The following is a 21,534-nucleotide window of genomic DNA, read 5'->3' as shown; positions in this document are numbered from 1 at the left end:
CGGTGGCGACGCTAGGCGCGCCGTCCGGAGGCCCGCCAACCGCGGCGGGATAGACCGTCAAGTCACCCTGAACCACGGGGAGTGGGCGAGGGACGGGCCGGGGCGGATTCCACTTGACGGACTCCCCCGCCGCGGGTTCGGCCGTCACAGGCCCGTGGCTATGTTCGGGAAAGTCCTCCGGCGTGCTCCGGAATCCGTAGTGACCGGTAGCCGTACGTTCCCGAGAAGGAGTACACAGTGCCACCTGTGCGGAAATCCGATACCGGCGACCGGCTGCGCGACATAGTGGCGTTCGTCCTCGACCTCGACGTGGCGGACGTGCGGGCCGACGCCTCGTTCCACCAGGACCTGAAGGTCGACTCCCTGGAGAAGGTGGAGATCGCGGCGCGCATCGAGCAGACCTTCGGGGTCGCGCTCGGCGACGACGAGACGGCGGGGATGGACAGCGTCCGGGACGCGGTGGAGCTGCTGGCCGCGAAGGGCCCGCGCGCGGGCGGCCTGGTGGACCGCCTGGTCGGCGATCACGTCGCGGCGGGCCACGGGGAGCGGACCGCGTACACCGACCCGGACGCCGGCACCGTCTCGTACGCCCGCCTGTACGAGGCCGCGCAGGGCTACGCGCGGGCCCTGGACGCGCTCGGCGTGCCGGGCGGCACCCGCGCGCTGATCGTCGCCGAGGACTCCGTGGCCACGGTCGCTGCCGTGCTCGGGCTGTGGTGGCACGGGTGCGTGCCGGTTCCGGTGAGCCCGGTGCTCGGCGACGAGGACATCCGGTTCGTCGCCGCCGACTGCGGCGCGGGCGTCGTCCACCTCGACACGGGCCCGGTCCAGCAGCGGTCGCTGCAGGAGGCGTTCGCCCACCTGTCCGTCCTGACGGGGGATCAGGTCCGGGAGGGCCTGGCCACCGGCCGGTCCACGGCCGCCCACCGCACGGGAGCGCCCGTCCCCGCGGCGTCCCGCCCCGCCGGCGCCGAGTGGCTGATCCAGTACACCTCCGGCTCCACCGGCCGGCCCAAGGGCGTACGGCACTCCGCCACCGGGATCGGCGCCATGCTCGACGGCTACGGCGCGGTCCTGGGCCTGCGCCCCGACGACGTCGTGCTGTCCACCGCCCGGATGTCGTTCGGCTACGGCTTCGGCAGCTCGGTGCTGTGCACGCTGGCCGCCGGGGCGAGCGCCGTCGTCCTCCGCGGCGCCGTCGACCCGCGGTCGGTGAGCGCCGCCCTGCGCCGGCACCGGCCGAGCGTGCTGTGCTCGGTGCCGCGCCTGTACGCGGGCCTCCTCGAATCCGCCGACCGCCTGGACGCGGGCGCGCTGTCGTCGGTGCGCCTGTGCCTGACCGCCGGCGAGCACTGCCCGGCCGAGCTGAGCCGGCGCATCGAGGCGGCCTTCGGCGCGCACGTCATGAACTGCCTGGGCGCGACCGAGGTCATGCACGTCGCCGTCGCGACACCCCCGGACCGCTCCCTGCACGGGCTGGCCGGCCTGCCCGTGCCCGGGGTGACCGTGACCGTCCGCGACGACCGCGGGGAGCCGGTGCCCGACGGCACGGACGGCCGGCTGCACATCGCCGGGCCCACGGTCTCCCTCGGCTACGTCGACCGGGCCGGCGACGACGCGGTGACGTTCGACGCGGGCGGCGCGTACACCGGCGACATCGTCCGCCGGAACCCCGACGGCACCGTCGCCTACCTGTGCCGCGCCGACGACATCCTCAACCTCGGCGGCTACAAGGTCGTCCCCCGCGAGATCGAGGACGTGGTCCGGTCGATCGACGGGGTCACGGACTGCGTGGTGGTCGGCGCCCCCGACCCCGACGGGCTGCAGCGCTCGGTGGCCTTCACGGTCACCGCGAAGGGCACCGACCGGGACACCGTCCGCCGCGCCATCCGGGCCTGCGTCCGCAGCCGCCTCGCCCCGTACAAACGGCCCAGCCGCTTCGAGTTCGTCGACGTCCTGCCGGCGACGGCCACCGGAAAGCTCGCCGCCTACCGGCTGCGTGAGCGGATGGGACAGTCATGACCTGGGACATCACGGGGATGGGCGCGGTCGCGAGCATCGGCGCCACCCCGCAGGAGATCTTCGACTCGCTCTGCGCGGGGCGCAGCGGACTCGCCGGTCTGCGCGCCTTCGACACCACCAAGTACCGGGCTGTGCAGGCGTACGAGGTCGACGACCGCGCCCGTCCCGGCGCCGACGAACCGGGCCGGGCGACCCGCTGGCTGCGGCAGGCCGTCGCCCAGGCCCTCACCGACGCGGGCCTCCCCCACGACCTCGGCGACGTCCCCGTCCTGGTCGGCACGACCCTTCAGGAACAGCGCAGCGCCGAGCTGTGGTGGCGGGCCGGCGCCCCGCTGGCCCCCTCCTCCCTGCACTTCGGCACCGCGCTGCGGGAGGCCTTCGGCGCCACGCGCACGTACACCTTCGCCAACGCCTGCGCCGCCTCGCTGTACGCGCTGGCCATGGCCACCGACCTCATCGAGGCGGGGGCCGCGGACACCGTCGTGGTGGCCGGCACGGACGCGATCGGCGAGAGCGCCTTCGGCACGCTGGACCGGGTGCAGAACGACGTCCCCGACGCCCTGCGCCCGTTCGACCGTTCGCACAAGGGCATGCTGATGGGCGAAGGCGCGGTGGCCGTCGTCGTCCGGCGCGTCCCCGCCGCGGAGTCACCCGGCCGGCGCGTGCACGCGCGCGTGCGGGCCGTCGGCATCAACTGCGACGCCCACCACCCCACGGCGCCCGACCCCGAGGGCATCACCCGGGTGGTGCGCGACGCCCACCGGCGCGCCGGGGTCTCCCCCGAGGACATCGACCTCGTCATGCTGCACGGCAGCGGCACCCCCAAGAACGACTCCACCGAGGCCGGGGTGCTCTCGCAGATCTTCGGGCCCGGCACCGGGCACCGGGGCGGCGGGCCGCTGATGACGGCCATCAAGTCGATGACCGGCCACACGCTGGGCGGTTCGGGGCTGCTGAGCCTGGTCGTCGCGGCGCTGGCCTTCCGGCAGGGCACGGTGCCGCCGGTGCTCGGGCTCGCCGACCCGGTCGAGGAGGCCGCGGGGCTGCGGCTGGTCCAGGACACGGCGGCCGCGGCCGGCATCGGTCTCGCCCAGGTCGACGCGTTCGGCTTCGGCGGGATCAACGCCGCGGCGATAGTGGAGGCGGCGCGATGAGCGACAGCGCGAACACCGACCGGACGGCGGGCGGCTCCGCGGCCCACCAGGTCGTCGTCACCGGCGTCGGGCTCGCCGTCCCCGGCCTCACCTTCCCCGACGAACTCCTCGGCGCCGTGCGCGAGGGCGGCTTCGACCCGCACACCGGGCTCACCGGCCGCGAGATGCGGCACAAGGACCGCGCCTCGCGCCTCGCCCTGCGCGCCGCCGAACCGGCCCTGCGGGACGCCGGCCTGCACGACGGCAAGGCCTTCACCGGGGACGGCGACACCACGGCCGTGCTCGTCAGCTCCAACTTCGGCATCCTGGACAGCGTCTGCGCGTTCGCGGACGTCATCGCGCGGGACACGGTGACCGGCCTGAGCCCCCTCGGCCTTCCGCAGACCTCCAGCAACGTCATCGCCGGCTCCGTCGCCATGCGCCACGGGCTGCGCGGTCCCAGCATCACCCTGTGCAACGGCCCCACCAGCGGGCTCGACGCCGTGTACTGGGCGTGCGGGACCCTCGCCTCGGGGCGCGCGGGGACGGCCGTCGTCATCGGCGTCGAGCCGTCGGGCGACGCCGTCACCAAGCTGCTGGGCGGCCCGGTCCTCGACGGCGCGGTCGCCCTCGTCCTGGAGTCGCGGGCGCGGGCGCGGGCACGCGGTGCCCGGCCGCGGGCCGTCATCGGCGAGGGCGCGTACGCGCGCGGCGCGGACCCGGGCGCGGCGGTGACCTCCGTCCTGCAGGGCGCCTCCCCCGCCTCCGTCGGCATGTGGCTGACCGGCGAGGACTCCGCCGGTGCTCCTGCGGGCGCGCCGGCCGTCGACCTGACGGGCCGGCTCGGCCGCTGCTCCGGGGCCCTGGGCGTGCTGCAGTGCGCCGCGGCCGTCGCCCACTTCGACCGCCGCGCGGAAGACGGCGCGAAGGACGGCGCGGTCCTGGCCTCGGCCGGGAGCGCCGGCGACGATGCCGCGGCGGCGCTGCTGCTCACCGCTCCCTGACCGGTCAACTCGCCTTTTCCCGATCGCATTTCACTTCACGTATCGAAGACCCGACTCCCGAATCCGGAGACCCGCCATGACCCTTCAGCCCACGACCTCCCCCCTCGACGTCGAAGAGCTCCGCGCCGTGGTCGCCGACGCCCTCGAACTCCCCGTCGAGGAGGTCACCGACGACGCCCGCTTCAAGGAGGACCTCGACGTGGACTCGCTGATCTCCCTGGAGATCGCCGTGCGCATAGAGGAGCAGTACGGCATCCGCATCGACGACTCCGACCTCGCGGACCTGGGTTCCTTCCGGCGGATCGCCGAGCTGGTGCGGGACCGGGTCGCGAGCCGGTCCGCGGCATGAGCGCGGCGGCCGGCACCGCGCGGAGCGGCCCTCCGCCCGGTGCCGCACCGCGGCCGGTGGCCCTTGTCACCGGCGGCTCGCGCGGCATCGGGCGGGCGGTGGTGACGCGGCTGGCCGAGGACGGTCACGACGTCGCCTTCTGCTACCGCTCCCACTCCGACGACGCCGAGGCCGCCGCGAAGGCGGCCCTGGCGGCGGGCGCCCGGGTGTACGCGCGGCAGGCGGACGTGGCGGACGCCGGCGCGGCCCGGGAGTTCGTCACCGCGGCCGTGCGCGAGCTCGGCCCTCCGAGCGCGGTCGTCACCTGCGCGGGCATCACCCGCGACCGGCCCCTCGCGCTGATGGCCGACGAGGAGTGGCGGGAGGTCATCGACACCAACCTGCACGGCACGTACAACATCTGCCGCGCGGCCGTCTTCCCGCTGATGAAGCGCCGCAAGGGGGCGTTCGTCACCCTCTCCTCCATCGCCGGCGTGAGCGGCAGTGCGACGCAGACCAACTACTCCGCCTCGAAGGCGGGCATCATCGGCTTCACCCGCTCGCTCGCCAAGGAGGCCGGCCGGTACGGCATCCGTGCCAACGTCGTCGCCCCGGGGCTGATCGCCACCGACATGACGGCTTCCCTGCCGGAGGCGGTGACGAAGCGTCACCTGGAGCAGATCCCGCTCGGCCGGGCGGGCGCCGCGGAGGAGGTGGCCGACCTGGTCGCGTACCTGGTGTCGGACCGGGCCTCGTACATCACCGGTCAGGTCGTCGAGATCAACGGGGGTTTACCGGGATAACACACCGAACGCCACCGGAGAAAGATCGAACGGATATATCTACGAATAGCGCAGCCGCTCTCCCGCCCCCGTTCCCGGCGTCCCCCAACCGGTGCCGATACCAAGGGAATCCATTCTGCGGAGCTCCGCCGCGTACAGGTGGAAGCCATTCCGCGAATGGACTCCCGGGCACCCGGAGTGACGTGTACCCTCAAGCACCTGTCGGCAACTGTGCGGAGCTCGGGGGAGCCATGACGCCGTCAACACGTGGTGCGATTTTCAAACCCAAGGTGATCGTCGCGATCGATTTCGGAACGCACGGCACCGGATTCGCCTGGGCCACCGTCTCCGCGCTCCAGGACGCGGCGGGACACCGGGTCGTGGTCTACCAGCCGTTCACACAATCCGGGGGCCACACCTACCCGAAGGACCTGAGCGCCGTTCTGGTCGACCGGGCGGGCCGACCGGTGAAGTTCGGCGAAAAGGCACGCAATGCCTGGGACCGCGAACTCGCCCGCGGGAACCCCCAGAATTTCGGCTACGCAAGCAAGTTCAAGATGGCCATTCACGGCCGCGAGGGAAAGTCGGACATCCCGGAGTTCCAGGGCCGCCTGGCGGGGGCACGCCGTGACACCGTCAAGGACCTCGTCACCGCCATGCTCAGGCACGTCCGCGGGGCCGCGCTGGACCAGATCGGCCGCTACGCCGTCGGCGGCGCGGCCTACACCGCCGACGAGATCCGCTGGTGCCTGACCATCCCCGCCATGTGGACCGAGGCCGACCGGCAGTTCATGCGGACGGCCGCCGTCTCGGCCGGGCTGCCGGGGGACGCCGAGCGGCTGCTCCTGGTGCAGGAGCCCGAGGCCGCCGCGGTCTACTGCGCGCTCAACGCGGGCACCGTGCTCGGCCCGGACCGCCCCGAGGGGCAGCTGGAGGTCGACACCCCGGGCAGCCGGTTCATGGTCGTCGACTGCGGCGGCGGCACCGTCGACATCACCAGCTACCAGATCCGCGCCGAGGGCGTGGGCCCCGGGCAGCTCAAGGAGACCCGCGTCGCCGACGGCGACCGCCTCGGCTCCGCCTACGTCAACCACGCCTTCGTCACCGGCATCCTCACCGACCGCTTCGGGGAGCAGCAGCTCAAACAGCTCGTCGCCGCCTTCCCCAAGGAGGTCGGTCAGCTGGAGTCGGAATGGGAGACCGAGAAGGTGCGGCTGGTCTCCGAGACCGCCGCCGACGGCACCCCCGTGATCAGCGACACGGTGCTCGTCAGCATCCCCGGCAAGATCTGGGACGCCCTCGACGAGACGACCAGGTCCCGGCTGACGGTGCTCGCCTCGGGCGAGACGCACTACATCGAGATCACCGCCCACGAGGTCACGAAGCTCTTCGAATCCGTGGTGCGCCCCATCCTCGGCACCATCGAACGGCAGCGGGCCGCCGCGTCCGGGGACGGGCCGCCGGTGGGGCGCGAACAAATGCTGCTGGTGGGCGGATTCGCCCGCTCCACCTACCTCCGCGACCGCATCGCCCAGCGCTTCGGACACGAAGTCCGGGTGATCACGCCGATGGACCCCGCGGTCGCCGTTCTCGGCGGCGCCGTGCACTTCGCCTACGACCCGTCCATCATCTGGGGACGGCGCTCCAAATACACCTACGGATTCGGCTGCAGCATGCCGTTCCGGCACGGCATCGACCCCCAGGAGAAATTCTTCATCGACGACGACGGAAACGAGAAGTGCAATGACCGGTTCGTCGTGATGGCCCGGCGCGGCGATCTCGTTCCGACCGATCACCAGGCGCTGAACACCGTGGCGGTATTCCCCAAGTGGACCTCGGTCCAGGTGACCATCCACGCCACGTACGCACACGACCCGCAATACACGGACGAGGAGGGCTGCGAAGCCATCGGGAAAGTCATTCCCGATATCTCCGGCTCGGTCGGGCTGCCCACGAGCCAGCGTTCCCTGGACGTCGCGTTCTCCTTCGGGACGACGGAGATCCAAGTAGAGGTCCGCGACCGCCGGTCCGGAGCCGCCCGCAGCGCCGACGTCGCCTTCGACGACCTCTACGGCCGCGGCAGCACCGACCGCCCCGACGCCCCGCAAGGAAGGTGAGCCGAGCCATGTACGACCACTACGGGTGGAACGAGCACGAGGCCCCTCAGGAGCAGCCCGCCGCCCCCTCCATGCGAGCGGCGACGAGCGGGCAGTACTCGCAGGAGTGGTGGCTCGGCCAGCTGCGGGACCTGCACGAGCGGCTGGTGGCGGTGGAGTCGTGGCAGCACGGCGTGGACGCGCGGGCCGAGCAGCAGACCGCCAAGTCCAGGAGGGCAGGCTCCGCGCAGCACGACATCACGCGCCTGCGGGAGACGGTGGGCCAGATGTCGGACGGGGTGACGGTCATGGCCTCCCGCGTGGAACACCTGGAGGCCCGGATCCGGCAGGTGGAGACCCTGCTGGACCGGCTGCGCTCCGCGGGGGTCCGCGACGCCATCGCCACCGGGGAGGCGCCGAGCGACATGCACCGGCGCCACTCCCAGATCAAGGAGCGCTACCAGCGGCTGGTCGACCAGGACCTGCGCAACCTCGCCCGCGAGCTGTGCCCCGCCGACGCCCGGCAGTGGGACCGGATCGCCGGCGGCATGCCGGCCGCTCGGGCGCGCGCCGTCGCCGAGACCGTGCGCCTCCTCTTCGCCCCGGCCCAGCAGGGCGCGGCCGCGGCCACGGAGGGCGTGCTGTCCGCGCTGGCGGAGCGCGGCTACGCGACCGAGGGTGTCGAACCCCGGCTGCGCAAGGCCGTGGAGGCGGCCAACGGCATCGTCCGGGACATGGCCTGTGTCGAACTGCCCGCCACCCTGCAGTTCGACACCGGCGTCGAAGCCCTCGCCGAGGGCGACTACCAGCCGTACAACAGACAGGACAGCGGCTCCCCGGGCTTCGTCGTCGCGCCCTCCTACGCCGTCAAGGGCGAGGCGCCCGAGCACCACCTGAAGGCGTTCGTCTTCCTGGTCCCGGACGAGGCACCGTGACGGCCCCCGAGGACACCCTCTCCCTGGAGATCGTCGCCCGCGGCGTGCCGCTCGTCGACGACCGGCTGCTCCTCGAACTGACCAACGACCTGCACACCGCGAACGACCTGGCGCGCGCCGGGGCCCGCGAGGGTTTCTTCGCCCGCCTGCTCGGCCGCGCCACCGGCCGCGACCGCATACGCGAACGCACCGTCCGCGACCGGATGCTGAGCACCCAGAAGCTCACGCTGCGCTGGCTGACGCACCTCAGCGAGCGGATGACCGTGACCGACCTCGTGGTGGCCGAGGTCTCGGAAGAGGTGCACGACGCGAAGAAGCGGATCGAGTGCGTCGAGACGTCCACCCAGTGGTCGGCGGACGCGATCGGCGAGCTGGGGGCCGTCCTGGCGCGGCTGGCCAGTGACACGGGCCGCTTCCTGTCCGACCACGAGCGCCGGCTGGCGGCGCTGGAGGCCCGTACGGCCATGGACGCCGCGGCCCGCCGCTGGCGCCACCCGCGGCCCGACCCGGGCCTGCCCTGGCTGGTGGGAGCGGTCCTGCTCGCCCGCGAGGTGGCCTCCGGCCCGGCCGGCACGTACGCCTTCGGCGGCGGAGAGGCCCTCATGCAGCGGCAGTTGACCGAGCGCATGCTGCAGGACCCGCCCGTGCCCTGGTTCGAGGGGGTCAAGTCGCTGCCGGCCATGCTCACCACCGCCGTCCGCGACCTGCCCGGCGAGAACCACCGGCTGATGGTGGCCGAACTGCTCGGCCTGGGCGTGCCGGACGAGCTGTCGGACGCGGCCGGGCCGCTCACCTCAGCCCTGGCCCGGGCGGCGGAGCTGGCCGTGGCCGGGGCCGAAGCCGACGAGGCCGCGCGGCAGGCCCTGCGCGACAGCAGCGGCAGCGGCGACCTCTTCCTGCCGTCCAGCCTGAGCGTCGAGCAGCTCGTACGGCGCATCGTGGCCGAGCAGTTCGCGGAGGCGCGTCAGCGGCGGATCCGGCTCCGCAAGCTCGCGGAGTCCGACGACGGTGGACAGGGCGGTGGCAGGACGTGAGTGACGCACAGGACGTCGAGCGCACCTTCTCCGCGTGGGCGGAGCGCGCGGGCAGCGTGACGCCGGGGCACGCCGCCCCCGTGCCGACGGCGGCGCCGGGCCCGGACGACCCCGCCACGGCGCCCGGGAGCCGGCCGCCGTTCCGGCCGGCCGGCTCCCTGCGCATCGGCCTGGTGCTGGCCGGCGGGGGCGCCAAGGGCGCCTACGAGCTGGGCGTCTGCGACTACCTCGCGGAGATGGGCCTCGACATCGCGGCCGTCGCCGGCACCAGCATCGGCGCCCTCAACGGCGCCGTGCTCGCCAGCGCCCCGGACCTGAAGACCGGCACCCTGCGCCTGGCGGAGTTCTGGGAGCGCTTCTCCACGCAGTCGGGCGTGGCACCCTTCGCCGACCAGGGCCTGCCGCTCGACGCGGCCGGGGCGGCGGCCGAGGGCACGGCCCGGCAGGCCCGGCTGCTCGCCCCGCGGCTGCTGGGCCTGCGCCGCCGGGTCGGCCTGCTGGAGGAGCTGGTGAACGAGGCGGTGGACGCGTCCGCGATCCGGGCCGGCCGGCCCCTGTGGGTGGTCGCCTACCCGCTGGCCCGCACGGAGTCGCTGCCCGTACGGCTGCGCCACCTCATGGAGGTGCTGCGGTGGCTGGGCGGCGCGCGGGGCGACGTCCTGCCGATCAACGGCTATCCGGAGCACCAGATCCGCGAAGCCGTGCTCGCCAGCGCGGCGCTGCCGTTCATCTTCCCCTCGCGCGTGGTCGACGGCTGCGCCTACCTCGACGGCGGGCTCGGCGGCCCCGGCGACCGCACGCCGGTGCGCGCCTTCGCGGAGCAGGAGCACTGCGAGGTCGTGGTGGTGGTCCACCTGCACCCGGACGCCGTCGTGAGCTCGCACGCCGCGAGCCGCGTCACCCGCATCGACATCCGGCCCAGCGTGCCCATCGTCCCGCCCGGCCCGCTGGGGCCGCTGACCGGTCTGCTGTCCTTCTCCCCGGACCGGGTCCAGGCGCTGCGCCGGCTCGGCTACCGCGACGCATGGGTACGCTTCGAGGAGCTCCACCACCTGCTCGGCGTGCACAACTCCCTCTCCCGGGCCGAGACCCGCATGCTCGCGGCGTTCCAGCGGCTGTGCGACGCCCCCCGGCCCGCCACACCGTCGTGACGACCGCTCCGGAGGGCACCGTGCGAGATCTCCCCTGGCACCTGAGCCGGCCGATCGCGCACCGGGGCCTGCACGGGGGCCCGGACGCCGTGGCGGAGAACTCGATGGCCGCGTTCCGGCGCGCCGTCGAGCACGGCGTCCCCTTCGAGCTCGACGTGCAGCTGACCAGGGACGGCGCCCTCGCCGTCGTGCACGACGCGGCGGTCCGCCTGCCGTCGGGCCGTGAACTGCCCGTCACCTCCCTGCGGCTGGGGGAACTGCGGGCGGTGGCCTCCTCGGCCCTCGCGGGCCACGTGCCCGCCACGCTGCCCGAGGTGCTCGCCCTGGTGGCCGGCCGCGTGCCCGTCATGGTCGACGTCCGCCGGTGGGGCGTGGCCGGGGCGTCCGGCCTGGAGCGGGCCGTGGCGGCGGCGCTCCGCGGCTACGACGGCTGCGCCGCCGTGCAGTCCTTCGACCCCCGCACGGTCCACCGGCTCGTGCGCTTGCTCCCCGGCGTGCCCGTCGGGCAGATCGCGGGCGCCCTCCGGTCCGCGCCGCCGGTGCTGCGCGCCGCCGGCCGCTCCATGGTCACCAACGCCGTCTCCCGCCCCGGCTTCATCAGCTTCGAACTGGAGGCCCTGCCGTCGCGGGCCCTGCGCTTCTGGCAGCGGCGGGGCCTTCCCGTCATCGGATGGACCGTCCACTCGCCGGAGGAGGAGCGCGCCGCGCGGGAGTCGGTGAGCAACGTCTTCTTCTCCGGGTACCTGCCCGTGTCAGCCTTGTGAACTTGCTTGTCAGCCTTGTGGACTTGGGGGAAAGCGTGTTGAGGAAACTGGGCCTGAGAGCGGCCGCGCCGCGCTGGCGCAACTCCGAGGAGGGCTTCACGGCCGCCACCGAGCGGTACGTCCTGGACGTCATCGACTTCTACGACGTCCGCGCCGGGTGGCACCGGCGGCTCTACCGGCTGAGCGGTGCCGTGGTGATCCTCGTCGGCGCGGCCCTGCCCGTGCTGACCGCCCTCGAATTCCCGGGCAAGGCCGTGGCCGTCTCCGGGGCGGGGTTCCTGGTGGCGATCACGACGGCGCTCAAGAGCCTCTACCGCTGGGACGTCTCCTGGATCCTGCTGCGGGAGACCGAGATCGAGCTCACCCGTGTCTATCTCGCCTGGAGGGCGGGGGGACTCGGGCCCGACGGGTCCGACGGCTCGTCCCGGTCGGCGAACGCCCTGCTCGACGCGGTGTTCCGCATCCGCCGCCGCGAGTCCTCGGAGTTCTTCAAGAACCTCCCCGACCCCGGCCCGGCCCCTCAGCCGGTGAACGGCGGCGCCCCGAACCGCGCCGTCCGCTGACGGAGAGCCCGTTCCCGCGGGTCACCGGGTCGGTGCCGGCGTCTCCGCGAGGAGGGTGCGCACCCATGCGGCCTCCGGGACGCCCAGCCGTTCGAAGAGGGCCAGGGCCTCGCGCAGGTGCTCCTGGCCCCGGGACGGATCGCCCAGGCGGGGCAGGGCCCGGCCCAGGACGGCGTGGGCCAGGCCCTGGCAGTAGGCCTTGCCCAGTTCGCGGGCGATCTGCAGGGACTGCTCGGCGCAGGAGACGGCATCGTTGTCACGCCACTCGGCCAGCCGGCACTCCGCGAGGCGGGCCCAGGCCAGCCCTTCCCAGCCACGCTGCTGCTGCTCGATGAAGTAGCCGAGGGCGTCGCGCAGTTGACGGGCCGCCAGATCCGGGCGGCCCGTCCTGTGGAGGACGCAGCCGTGCTGGTAGAGCGTGAGGGCGACGGTCGGGCCGTTGCCGGTGGCCTCGGCGAGGCGGACGGCCTCGGCGGCGTCGCGCTCGGCCTTGCCGGGCTGGTCCAGCGCGAGGCGGACGCGGGCGGTGTTGGCGAGCACCCGCGCTTCGCTGCCCCTGTCGCCCAGGACGTCGCACAGGACGCGGGCCTGCTCCAGCAGGGGCAGGGCGCGCGCGGGGCGATCGGTGGCGAAGCAGAGGATGCCGAGGGCGTTGGCGGCGAGGTGGCGGCACATGGGGTCGCCGGCGGCCTCCGCGAGGCGCAGCGCCTCGGACAGCTCCCGCTCGGCGGCCTCGTACACGTCGGTGAGGTAGTGCAGGTTGCCGAGGGTGTACCGGGCGCGGGCCTCGACGCACGGGTCTGCCGCCCCGCGCGCCGCGGCGGCTGTCAGCTCGGACAGGCGGCGCAGTTCGTCGCGGTGGGCGGGCCCCTCGATGAGGCCGGACCAGGTGAGCAGCAGATCGCCCGCGGCGCGCAGCGCGCCGGGGAGTTCGCGCACGGCCTGGGCGAGGGTGGCGGCGAGCGTGATGTGCTCGCGGCGCAGCCACTGGCGGGCCTCGTCGGCGTCGGCGAAGGCGAGGCCGGGGGCGGCGACGGGGTGCAGGTGGCGGTGCAGGGCGTGGTCGGGTTCGAGGACACGGGAGGCGTTGCCGACGGTGGCGAGCAGGTGGTCGAGAAGGCGCGAGACGGCCCCGCTGCGCTCCTGCGGCGATTCCGTGCGCTCGGCCCGGCGACGCGCGTAGAGCCGCAGGAGGTCGTGGAAGCGGTAGCGGCCGGGGGCGTACGACTCCAGCATGCCGGCGTCGGCGAGGCCCTCGGCGAGGTCCTCGGCGGTGAAGTCGTCGCGGTCGAGGAGGACGGCCGCGGCGGCCAGCGGGAGGTCGGGGGCGTCGGCGAGGGCCAGCAGGCGGAAGGCCCGGGCCTGGTCGGACGGCAGGTGGGTGTAGCCGAGCCGGAAGGTGGTCTCCACCGTCAGGTCGCCGGCCTGCAGCTCGTCGAGGCGGCGGCGCTCGTCGTCGAGGCGGGCGACGAGCGAGGCGAGCGTCCAGCCCGGCCGGGAGGCGAGGCGGGAGGCCACGATGCGCACGGCCAGCGGCAGGTGGCCGCACGAGGCGACCAGGTCCCTGGCGGCGCGCGGCTCCCCGGCGACCCGCTCCTCGCCGGCGATGGCGGCCAGCAGCGAAAGGGCTTCCGGCTCGCTGGACACGCCGATGTGGAAGTGGCGGGCGCCGCCGAGGGTGATGGCCCGGGAACGGGTCGTCACGAGCACGGCGCAGCCGGCGGTGCCGGGCAGCAGCGGGCGGATCTGGGCGGCGTCGCGGGCGTTGTCGAGGAGGAGCAGCACGCGCCGGTCGGCGAGCACGGACCGGTAGAGGGCCGCCCGTTGTTCCAGGTCGTCGGGGATGTCGGTCTCGGGGACGTCCAAAGCCTGCAGGAAGTGGGCCAGGACGCTGCCGCTGTCGGCGGGGTCGGAGCCGGCGCCCCGCAGGTCCACGTAGAGCTGGCCGTCGGGGAAGGCGGGGCGGGCCAGGTGGGCGGTGTGGACGGCGAGGGTGGTCTTGCCGACGCCGCCGATGCCGGTGAGCATGGCGATCATCACGGCGGGTCCGGCGGCGCCGGTCAGCGCGCCGTGCACGTCGCGCACCAGGTCCTCGCGGCCGGTGAAGTCGGGTATGCCGGCGGGCAGCTGGAAGGGGGCTCCGGCCGGGCGGCGCGCCTCGCCGCTGCCGGGCGCGGCCGCGGCTCCGGCGGCGGGCAGCGCGAGCCCGGGGTCGCCGGCGAGCACCTGGGCGTGCAGTCTGGTCAGCTCCGGGCCGGGCTCGACGCCGAGCTCCTCGACGAGCAGCCGCCGCGCCTCCGCGTAGGCCGCGAGCGCGTCGACCTGGCGGCCGCAGCGGTAGAGGGCGAGGACCAGCTGGGCGCGCAGCCGCTCGCGCAGCGGGTGCTCGGCGGTGAGCGAGGTGAGCTCGGGGACCAGTTCGGCGTGGCGGCCGAGGGCGAGCCCGCAGTCGAAGAGGCCCTCCTGCGCGGCCAGGCGCGCTTCGGAGAGCCTGTCCTGCTGGCGCTCGCAGTAGGGGCCGGGGAGACCGGCGAGCGCGGCGCCGTGCCAGAGGTCCAGGGCGGCGGCGTACGAGGCGTGGGCGGTCGCGGTGTCACCGGCGGCGTGGGCGGCGGTGGCCTCGGCGAGGAGGCGTTCGAAGACGAGCGCGTCGACGCGCTCGGGTGCCACGCGCAGGGCGTAGCCGCCGGCGACGGAGACGAGGACGGTCGCGGGGGTACGGGCGGCGCGCCCGGGTTCGAGGAGGGTGCGCAGGCGGGAGGCGTACGTGCGGACGGTGCCCAGGGCCTGGGGCGGTGCGGCCTCGCCCCAGAGGGCGTCGATGAGCTCGTCGCTGGAGACGGTGGCGCCGCCGCGCAGCAGGAGGACGGCGAGCATGGCGCGCTGCTGGCGCGCGCCCAGGTCCACGTGGTGACCGTCCGCCAGTGCGCGCACCGGGCCGAGCAGCTGGAAATGGAGCCGGTCTGCGGACGGCTCTGTTGTGTCCCGCATGTTTCCCCCGACCGTGCCCTGCCGGCTCTGTCCGGCGACAGATGGTGACAGTACCTCAGCGCCCGGCAAGGGAGCAGAGGACGGGTGAGGGGCCGTTGATCGTCCGTTGATGGCGCCGTTACATACTGCAGGCACAGTTGTTCCATGCGCATCACAGCGCGCCTGACACAGGAGTTTTCGATATGACCGCTGAGGACCCCAAGAGCACCGAGCAGGCCGGGGCCCCCGCCGAGCAGCCCGCCACGCCGTCCGAGCAGGCGCTCGCGTCCGAGCTGGACAAGCCGGTCGAGCACGCGGAGGGCGCCGCGCCGCAGAGCCAGGGCGGCAGCGGCCCGATCCGTCCGACCCACACGACGGGGGCGCAGTAACCGCAAGGCAGGGCCGGGTTCCGCCGTGCGAACGGCGGGTCCCGGCCTTCCCTTTGCGGCGCCCCGGTCGTTAAGACTGAGCAAAGAACGCACCGGCGCCGCTCCATGGGCGACCCTCGGGAAGCGAATACCGGACAGGCGCGGCCCGCTGTGTCCGGTCACCGCCCGGCGGCCGTCCACGCCCGTCACTCCCGTTCAGGGGGACGGCTTCCGGTGCCGCTGGGCCGCCGGGGGACTGCGGCCGGCACCCTTCGCACGACCGAATGTCGCTCTTGAACTTCCGCCTGTCCCGTCGGGATACTCGCCCGTATCCCGTTCTTGACATGGACGCGACGATCTCATCGGCCTGTCGCGCGCCGTGTCCTCACCGATGCGCATCACCCACGCGTCACGCACACGGGTCGCGCACGTGCGTCACGCACGCGCATCGCACCCGCACGTCCTCCACGCCCGGGCACCATCGTGCCGCCGGGCACTCCCCCACAGGAGGTCACGAGTGAAACGTTCCCGCATCTCCACGCGCTGTACGGCCGGCGCCGGCGCGGCGATGGTCGTCCTGACGGCCGCTGCACTGACGCTCCCCGGCGCGCACGCGTCCTCGCCGGCGCCCCGTCAGCTCTCCTCGCCGCAGGCCGCGGAGCTGGCCCGGCAGATCTCCGCCGACCTCGGCGCGGACTCGGCCGGTTCGTACTACGACGCCGGGACCGGCAGGCTCGTCGTCGGCGTCGTCGACCAGGAGGCGGCGGCCAGGGTACGGGCCGCCGGCGCCGAACCCAGGACCGTGCGCCACTCGGCCGCCGAGCTCGCCTCGGCCCTGCGGACGCTGAAGGCGGAGGCGGCTGTTCCGGGCACGGCCTGGTCGGTGGACCCCCGCTCCAACAAGGTCGTCGTCACCGCCGACAGCACGGTCACGGGCGCCCGGCAGGACCGGCTGGACAAGGCCGTCGCACGGCTCGGCGACAAGGTCGCGGTCAAGAGAACGGCAGGGAAGTTCCGTCCGCTCATCGCGGGCGGCGACGCGATCTGGGGCAGCGGCGTGCGCTGCTCGCTGGGCTTCAACGTCACCAAGGGCGGCAAGCCGTACTTCCTCACGGCCGGGCACTGCGGCAACGCCTCGCGGACCTGGTCCGCGACCCAGGGCGGCGCCCAGATCGGCGTGGTCGAGAGCTCGTCCTTCCCCGGCCACGACTACGCGCTCGTCCGCTACACGTCCACCATCGCCCACCCGAGCGCGGTGAACCTCTACAACGGCGGCACGCAGAACATCAGCAAGGCCGGGGAAGCCGTCGTCGGCGAGAAGGTGCAGCGCAGCGGCAGCACCACCCGGGTCCACGGCGGCGAGGTCACGGCCCTCGACGTGACCGTCAACTACGAGGAGGGGGCGGTCGAGGGCATGATCGGCACCTCGGTCTGCGCCGAACCGGGCGACAGCGGCGGTGCCCTCTTCGACGGCGCCACCGCCCTCGGCCTCACCTCGGGCGGCAGCGGCGACTGCTCCGGCGGCGGGGAGACGTTCTTCCAGCCCGTACCGGCGGCGCTGCAGGCGTACGGGGCCCAGCTGCCCTGAGGCCGGCAGGCGCCGGCGTGACGCCGTGCGGTGACGCCGTGCGGTGACGCCGTGCGGTGACGCACTCCTCCGGGGATCCCCTCCGCGGGCTCCCCGGAGGCATCCGGGCCGGGGTGGGTCGCCCCGGCCCGGTCGGCCGTCGCCGTCCGGGCCGGAACCGGGCCGGTCCGGGCCTCCCGGTCAGTTGACCCGGCCGTACCAGACGCTGCCGGACCAGATCTTCTCCAGGCGGACCTTCGCGCCCGGCTTGGGCGAGTGCCAGATCTTGTTGCTACCCGCGTAGATCCCGACGTGGTAGACGTTGCTCCCCGAGTGGAAGAAGACCAGGTCGCCCGCCTGGCGGGAGCCGGCGGAGATGTGCCGGGTCTTGTTGTACTGCGCGGCCGCGGTGCGCGGCAGGGTCTTGCCGGCCTTCTTGAACGAGTAGAGCGTGAGGCCCGAGCAGTCGAACCGGTTGGGGCCGGCGGCGCCGTACTGGTAGGGGGAGCCCTGCTTGGAGGCCGCGACCTTCAGGGCGGTGGCGCCCGGAGTGGCCGCGCTCGCCTCGGCCGACATTCCGGGGAGGAGCATCGACGCGGTCACGGTGGCCGCGGTGACCACCGAAGCGGCACCGGCGCGGGACATGAGCGTGGATATGCCAGGGAACGCAGACATGCCAAAACCCTTCGTCATCCGCCTGCGAAAGATGACCTGTCGGGTTCGGGCTGTCGAAGTTGCCCGGCCATCCGAAATGGCTTCACCCCAAGGACCACCGCCATCGTGGTCCGCCGTACCTGGGTCTCCCGCTCCTGCCGATCCATTCGTTTCTGCTCCGCACCCGGTACGGCGGCAGGACTCGGCGTCCGCCCGGGTCGCCCGCCTCGGTGACGGGATCTTGTTGTTCGGTGCACGATCCTGCATCACGGGCCGCCGGAATTCGGAGCGGAAAGGTGCTTCTGTGAACTTCTTCACTTCACGGCGATCCCTGGAACCGGGGTGTTACCCGGCATCACGAGTAGCCGGTAATCCCCTTTATCAAAAGGGAGTTGAAGAACTGATTCGAGTCATCCCGGCGGTGCGCGAAAGACGAGGTGGCGGGGGCCGCGGCAGGGCGGCAGTAGGGCGTCTTTGCGTCAGAAAGCCGTGGCGGCGGGCTCCGTGCGGTTCGCTTCGAGAGCGCGAGGGTAGCCCTACGGCATGCTCACCCTAGGGATCGAGGAGGAGTATCTTCTGCTCGACCCGGCCACCGCGCTGCCGGTACCCCTGGCCGACGAGGTCCGGGCGGCGGTCGACCTGGAACCGGTCGTGAACGAGCGGGAGATTCAGGCGGAGCTGTTGCAGGCCCAGGTGGAAGTCGCCACTCCGGTCTGCTCCGATCTCGCCGAGGCCAGCCGGCACCTGCTGCGGCTGCGCCATGCGGTGAGCTCCGCCGCCAAGCGGTCCGGCTGCCGGATCGCCGCCTGCGGTACGGCGCCGTGCTCGGGCCCCGAGCCCATCCCGGTCACCGGCAATCCGCGCTATCTGGCGATGCGGGCCCGTGCCGCCCAGCTCGTGGACGAGCAGTTCGTCCACGGGATGCACGTCCACGTCGCCATCCCCGACCGCGAGATGGGCGTCGCGGTCCTCAACCGGGTCCGGCCCTGGCTGCCCGTCCTGGTCGCCATGGCGGGCAACTCCCCGCTGTGGAACGGCATCGACACCGGCTTCTCCAGCTGGCGGACCGTGGTCTACAGCCGCTGGCCGGTCAGCGGCCCGCCCCCCTACTTCGACGGCCTCGCGGACTACGAGGCCCGCATCCAGGCGCTGTTGACGGCCGGGGCGATCGAGGACCGGGGCCAGCTCTACTGGCAGGCACGGCTGTCGGACCGCTATCCCACGATCGAGGTGCGCTGCCTGGACGTCCAGCTGCGCGCCGACGACGCCGTCATGTTCGCGGGCATCGTCCGCGGGCTGGTCGCCACCGCCATCCGCGACGAGAAGGCCGGGCTGCCCCCGACGCCCTGCCTGCCGGAGCTCCTGGCCGCGGCGAACTGGCACGCCGCCCGGCACGGGCTCGACGGGGTCCTCGTGGATCCCGCGGGCCGGCGCCACGGCGCGGACGAGGTCGTCCGCAGCCTCCTCGCCCACATAGGGCGGTCACTGGAGGAGTCGGGCGACACCCGGCAGGTGAGCTCGCTGGTCAGCCGCCTGCTGCGGCGCGGCACCGGGGCGGACCGGCAGCGCCGGGCGCTGGCCACGGACGGACTGAAGGCGGTGACGGAGCTGATCTCGGAACCGTAACGGCAGGTCAGAAGTGCGGGTCCCCCGCGATCCGCCCGCCCAGGGCCCGGCAGGTGTCCGGGAGGTGGCGCACCCGCGTCGTCAGCAGGAGGGCCGCCAGGCCCAGATAGACATAGGTCAGCACCTCCCGGGCGTATTCGCCCGGAAGCGCGAACTGCACCGCGAAGAGGATGAAAAGGGCTGCGGCCTGCCACCCGGCGAAGCGCAGGTCCAGCAGGACGACGACGGCCAGGACGGTCTGCGCGGCCGTCAGGGCCACCTCATCGACCTGACGGGTCACCAGCGGCAGGGCCGCCCCTCCCCCGCCGAGCGCGTGGGCGAGGGGCAGGCAGCCCACCAGCAGCGTCCACTGGTTGACCTTGCTCGACAGCAGCGCGCCGAGCCCGTCGCCGGCTCGCATGCGCCAGGCGAAGACCACGGCGACGATCAGCTCCGGGGCCTCGGAGGCGAGCGGGGCGAGCCACTGGACCAGGACGAAGCGGTCGATGCCGAGCGAGGCGCCCGCCTCCACCAGCCCGCTCGCGAACGGCTCGGCGCAGGCGAAGACCACGGCCGCGGCGCCCGCGAAGAGCACGGCCGTCACGGTGCGCCGCCCGGCCCGCGGCAGCAGGGCCAGCCGCGCCGGGACGCCGACGAGCTCCTCCATCTCGCCCGAGCTGCACTTCGCGATCCGGTAGAGGTAGTAGCCGTACCAGGGGACGAGCACCACCGGCACGTACCAGCCGATCTCCCGGCTGAGCGGCATCACGAACGCGAAGACGGCCGCCACCGCGAGGAAGGCGACGTCGATGCGGCGGTGCGGCTCCAGCACGATCGCGCCCGGGGCCGCGCCGCGGCGGCGCAGCGCCAGGGCGGCGGCGAGCGCGACGAGCGGCCAGCCGACGCCCACCAGCAGCCGGTTCGCGCCGGTCATGTTGGCCGCGGCGTAGGCGGCGTAGGAGGGGTCGGATCCGGCCGCGTAGGCGAAGTAGAGGTCGACGGCGTACTCGGGCAGCACGGCGATGAAGGCCAGCAGGGCCAGGGCGAGCGCTCCGGCCATGTCCACGCGGGCCGTCTCCGCGGCCCACATCAGCAGGAGCGCCGAGCAGAGCACCCCCAGGCCGAAGACGGCCACGGCCCAGCCCGGCGAGAGCCCGGCGCCGCTCAGCCGCGCCACGACCGCGGGGGCGGCCCCGGCGCAGGCCGCGGCGATCCGCGCGGCGCTCGCGGCGACGGAGGGCGGCGCCGTGACCGGTGCCCCGGCCGGTGCCGTGACCGTTGCCGCAGGCTCACCCATGGCCGCTCCTTCCGCGTCGCACCCTTTCCTGCCGATCTACCAGCAGGAACAAGCAGCCGGGAGCGGACAGCCCGGAGGTGACGGACGGTGACGCCCGTTCGGCCCAAAGACCCCGGAACGGCGGACAGATGCCCAGGAATACGGACAGGCCGGCTGCACCCCCGTCGCAGCCGACCCGCGGCCCGATCATGCATCGGAGGTGCGATCATTTCTGCGGCCGACTTTTCATGGGAAAAATCAGCCCGGGAAAACATCTTCCGCAGGAGTCGCCGGTCTGGTATGAGGCCGGCTTTGACAGAGGACAGAACAGCGTGGACAAGGCAGCGTTGCAGGCCCTGCTCCGTGAACGCCGGGCACGCGTCGCGCCGGAGGACCACGGCCTCCTCCGTCCCTCCCGCCAGGGCCGGCGCGCCCCCGGGCTCAGCCAGAGCCAGGTCGACCAGCTGCTGCACCGCACCCACGGCACCTACAACCGGCTGGAGACGGGCGCCTACCCCAACCCGCCCGAGGACCTGCTGCGCGACGTCGCCCGGCTGCTCGCCTTCACCGAGCACGAGTGGACGTCCCTGTGGCTGTACGCGGTGCACCGCAACCCTCCCTACCCCCTGCACCCGCGCTCGGGAACGGAGGTCCCCCGCGCCTGGCAGGAGGTCGTCGACGGCATGTCCCACATGGCCTACATCAACGACCAGTCCTGGCGGGTCCTCGCGCACAACGGGGCCTTCGCCGAGTTGTTCCCGCGCGGCGAGGTCCCGGAGAACACCATGCGCTGGATGACCCTCGACCCCGAGGCCCGCACGGTCCTGACCGACTGGCGCGACCGCTGGGTGCCGGTGATCCTCCCCCAGCTCCGCGCGGCCGTGGCCGCCCTCCCCCACGACGAGACCCTCGCCGCGCTGGAGGCCGACGTCCTCGCCGACCCCACCGTCGGCCCGCTCTACGAGGCGGGCGGCCGGGCCCACATCCACCCCGACGGCGACGAGCGCCCCCTGCACCACGCCGTGCAGGGCCCGGGCTGGGTCTCCCTGTGCGGCGCCCAGCCCCTGGCCTCGCCCCGCTCGCGCCTGATGGTCCTGGTCTTCCGCCCGGGCGAACACAGCGGGCCCACGCCGCGGCCGATGCTCCACGCCGGCCGGCGGGACGCACCGCCGCGCCCTGGTGCTCCGTGCGCCGGATCCGCGTGTGCGGCGGAGACCAGGTCCACAGGCGGAATGTGACCGGCGTCCGGGCGGGTCGCATCCCGGGGCCGTGAGCTGCCGCT

The 21,534-nt window shown here is 73.8% G+C and carries 18 protein-coding genes and 1 riboswitch; of the genes, 15 read left to right on the top strand and 3 right to left on the bottom strand.

Annotated elements, in window-relative coordinates; translation table 11 throughout:
- The first annotated feature begins 246 nt into the window (after positions 1-246).
- From ACFPP6_RS24500 to ACFPP6_RS24450, 11 genes are all read left to right on the top strand, one after another.
- A complete protein-coding gene (locus tag ACFPP6_RS24500; protein WP_382046181.1) occupies positions 247-2,022 on the top strand; it encodes an AMP-binding protein in 1,776 nt (591 codons plus the stop codon).
- Entirely contained in the window at positions 2,019-3,176 is a 1,158-nt protein-coding gene (locus ACFPP6_RS24495; protein WP_382046178.1) for a beta-ketoacyl-[acyl-carrier-protein] synthase family protein, read from the top strand. The genes ACFPP6_RS24500 and ACFPP6_RS24495 overlap by 4 nt, the downstream gene beginning before the upstream one ends.
- On the top strand, positions 3,173-4,159 hold the full coding sequence (locus ACFPP6_RS24490) for a beta-ketoacyl synthase N-terminal-like domain-containing protein (protein ID WP_382046175.1): 987 nt from the start codon (positions 3,173-3,175) through the stop codon (positions 4,157-4,159). Before ACFPP6_RS24495 ends, ACFPP6_RS24490 begins: the two co-directional genes overlap by 4 nt.
- A 76-nt stretch (positions 4,160-4,235) precedes the next feature.
- Positions 4,236-4,508, top strand: a complete 273-nt coding sequence (locus ACFPP6_RS24485) for an acyl carrier protein (RefSeq protein ID WP_168094871.1) — start codon at positions 4,236-4,238, stop codon at positions 4,506-4,508.
- On the top strand, positions 4,505-5,290 hold the full coding sequence (fabG, locus tag ACFPP6_RS24480; protein WP_382046170.1) for a 3-oxoacyl-ACP reductase FabG: 786 nt from the start codon (positions 4,505-4,507) through the stop codon (positions 5,288-5,290). The genes ACFPP6_RS24485 and fabG overlap by 4 nt, the downstream gene beginning before the upstream one ends.
- A 269-nt stretch (positions 5,291-5,559) precedes the next feature.
- A complete protein-coding gene (locus tag ACFPP6_RS24475; protein ID WP_382046168.1) occupies positions 5,560-7,386 on the top strand; it encodes an Hsp70 family protein in 1,827 nt (608 codons plus the stop codon).
- Between the two features lie 8 nt (positions 7,387-7,394).
- Positions 7,395-8,300 carry a hypothetical protein gene (locus tag ACFPP6_RS24470; protein WP_382046165.1) on the top strand — a complete coding sequence of 302 codons (906 nt, stop codon included), beginning with the start codon at positions 7,395-7,397 and terminating at the stop codon, positions 8,298-8,300.
- A complete protein-coding gene (locus ACFPP6_RS24465) occupies positions 8,297-9,334 on the top strand; it encodes a hypothetical protein (protein ID WP_382046162.1) in 1,038 nt (345 codons plus the stop codon). Before ACFPP6_RS24470 ends, ACFPP6_RS24465 begins: the two co-directional genes overlap by 4 nt.
- Entirely contained in the window at positions 9,331-10,485 is a 1,155-nt protein-coding gene (locus tag ACFPP6_RS24460) for a patatin-like phospholipase family protein (protein ID WP_382046159.1), read from the top strand. The genes ACFPP6_RS24465 and ACFPP6_RS24460 overlap by 4 nt, the downstream gene beginning before the upstream one ends.
- A gap of 20 nt (positions 10,486-10,505) precedes the next feature.
- Complete coding sequence (locus ACFPP6_RS24455) at positions 10,506-11,249, top strand: glycerophosphodiester phosphodiesterase family protein (RefSeq protein WP_382046156.1); 744 nt, start codon at positions 10,506-10,508, stop codon at positions 11,247-11,249.
- A 38-nt stretch (positions 11,250-11,287) separates the two neighbouring features.
- Positions 11,288-11,812: a DUF4231 domain-containing protein gene (locus ACFPP6_RS24450; protein WP_382046153.1), complete on the top strand. Its 525-nt coding sequence runs from the start codon at positions 11,288-11,290 to the stop codon at positions 11,810-11,812.
- Between the two features lie 21 nt (positions 11,813-11,833).
- On the opposite strand, the gene ACFPP6_RS24445 is transcribed toward ACFPP6_RS24450, so the two are convergent.
- Positions 11,834-14,803: an AfsR/SARP family transcriptional regulator gene (locus ACFPP6_RS24445; RefSeq protein WP_382046150.1), complete on the bottom strand. Its 2,970-nt coding sequence runs from the start codon at positions 14,801-14,803 to the stop codon at positions 11,834-11,836.
- A 182-nt stretch (positions 14,804-14,985) separates the two neighbouring features.
- On the opposite strand from ACFPP6_RS24445, the gene ACFPP6_RS24440 reads away from it, so the two are divergent.
- Together ACFPP6_RS24440 and ACFPP6_RS24435 are read left to right on the top strand one after the other, a co-directional pair.
- Positions 14,986-15,171: a hypothetical protein gene (locus ACFPP6_RS24440; protein ID WP_382046148.1), complete on the top strand. Its 186-nt coding sequence runs from the start codon at positions 14,986-14,988 to the stop codon at positions 15,169-15,171.
- Between the two features lie 496 nt (positions 15,172-15,667).
- Positions 15,668-16,738, top strand: coding sequence for a S1 family peptidase (locus ACFPP6_RS24435; protein ID WP_382046145.1), 1,071 nt, complete (start codon positions 15,668-15,670; stop codon positions 16,736-16,738).
- Between the two features lie 180 nt (positions 16,739-16,918).
- Here the strand turns inward: ACFPP6_RS24435 and ACFPP6_RS24430 are convergent, their stop codons facing one another.
- Positions 16,919-17,392, bottom strand: a complete 474-nt coding sequence (locus ACFPP6_RS24430) for a C40 family peptidase (protein WP_168091774.1) — start codon at positions 17,390-17,392, stop codon at positions 16,919-16,921.
- A 4-nt stretch (positions 17,393-17,396) separates the two neighbouring features.
- Positions 17,397-17,559: riboswitch (cyclic di-AMP (ydaO/yuaA leader) on the bottom strand.
- A gap of 355 nt (positions 17,560-17,914) precedes the next feature.
- Between ACFPP6_RS24430 and ACFPP6_RS24425 the strand changes: the two genes are divergently transcribed.
- Positions 17,915-18,997: a carboxylate-amine ligase gene (locus ACFPP6_RS24425; protein WP_382046143.1), complete on the top strand. Its 1,083-nt coding sequence runs from the start codon at positions 17,915-17,917 to the stop codon at positions 18,995-18,997.
- Positions 18,998-19,004: 7 nt separating this feature from the next.
- Here the strand turns inward: ACFPP6_RS24425 and ACFPP6_RS24420 are convergent, their stop codons facing one another.
- The gene (locus ACFPP6_RS24420; RefSeq protein WP_382046140.1) at positions 19,005-20,273 is read right to left on the bottom strand and encodes a hypothetical protein; all 1,269 of its coding nucleotides are present in this window, start codon (positions 20,271-20,273) and stop codon (positions 19,005-19,007) included.
- A 311-nt stretch (positions 20,274-20,584) separates the two neighbouring features.
- On the opposite strand from ACFPP6_RS24420, the gene ACFPP6_RS24415 reads away from it, so the two are divergent.
- On the top strand, positions 20,585-21,490 hold the full coding sequence (locus tag ACFPP6_RS24415; protein ID WP_382046137.1) for an MmyB family transcriptional regulator: 906 nt from the start codon (positions 20,585-20,587) through the stop codon (positions 21,488-21,490).
- The last annotated feature ends 44 nt before the right edge of the window (positions 21,491-21,534 follow it).

The sequence above is a fragment of the Streptomyces aureoversilis genome, assembly GCF_042657885.1.
Lineage (GTDB): Bacteria > Actinomycetota > Actinomycetes > Streptomycetales > Streptomycetaceae > Streptomyces > Streptomyces aureoversilis.
Note: the sequence above shows the minus strand (reverse complement) of the source record. Positions and strands in the feature narration are given on the sequence as shown.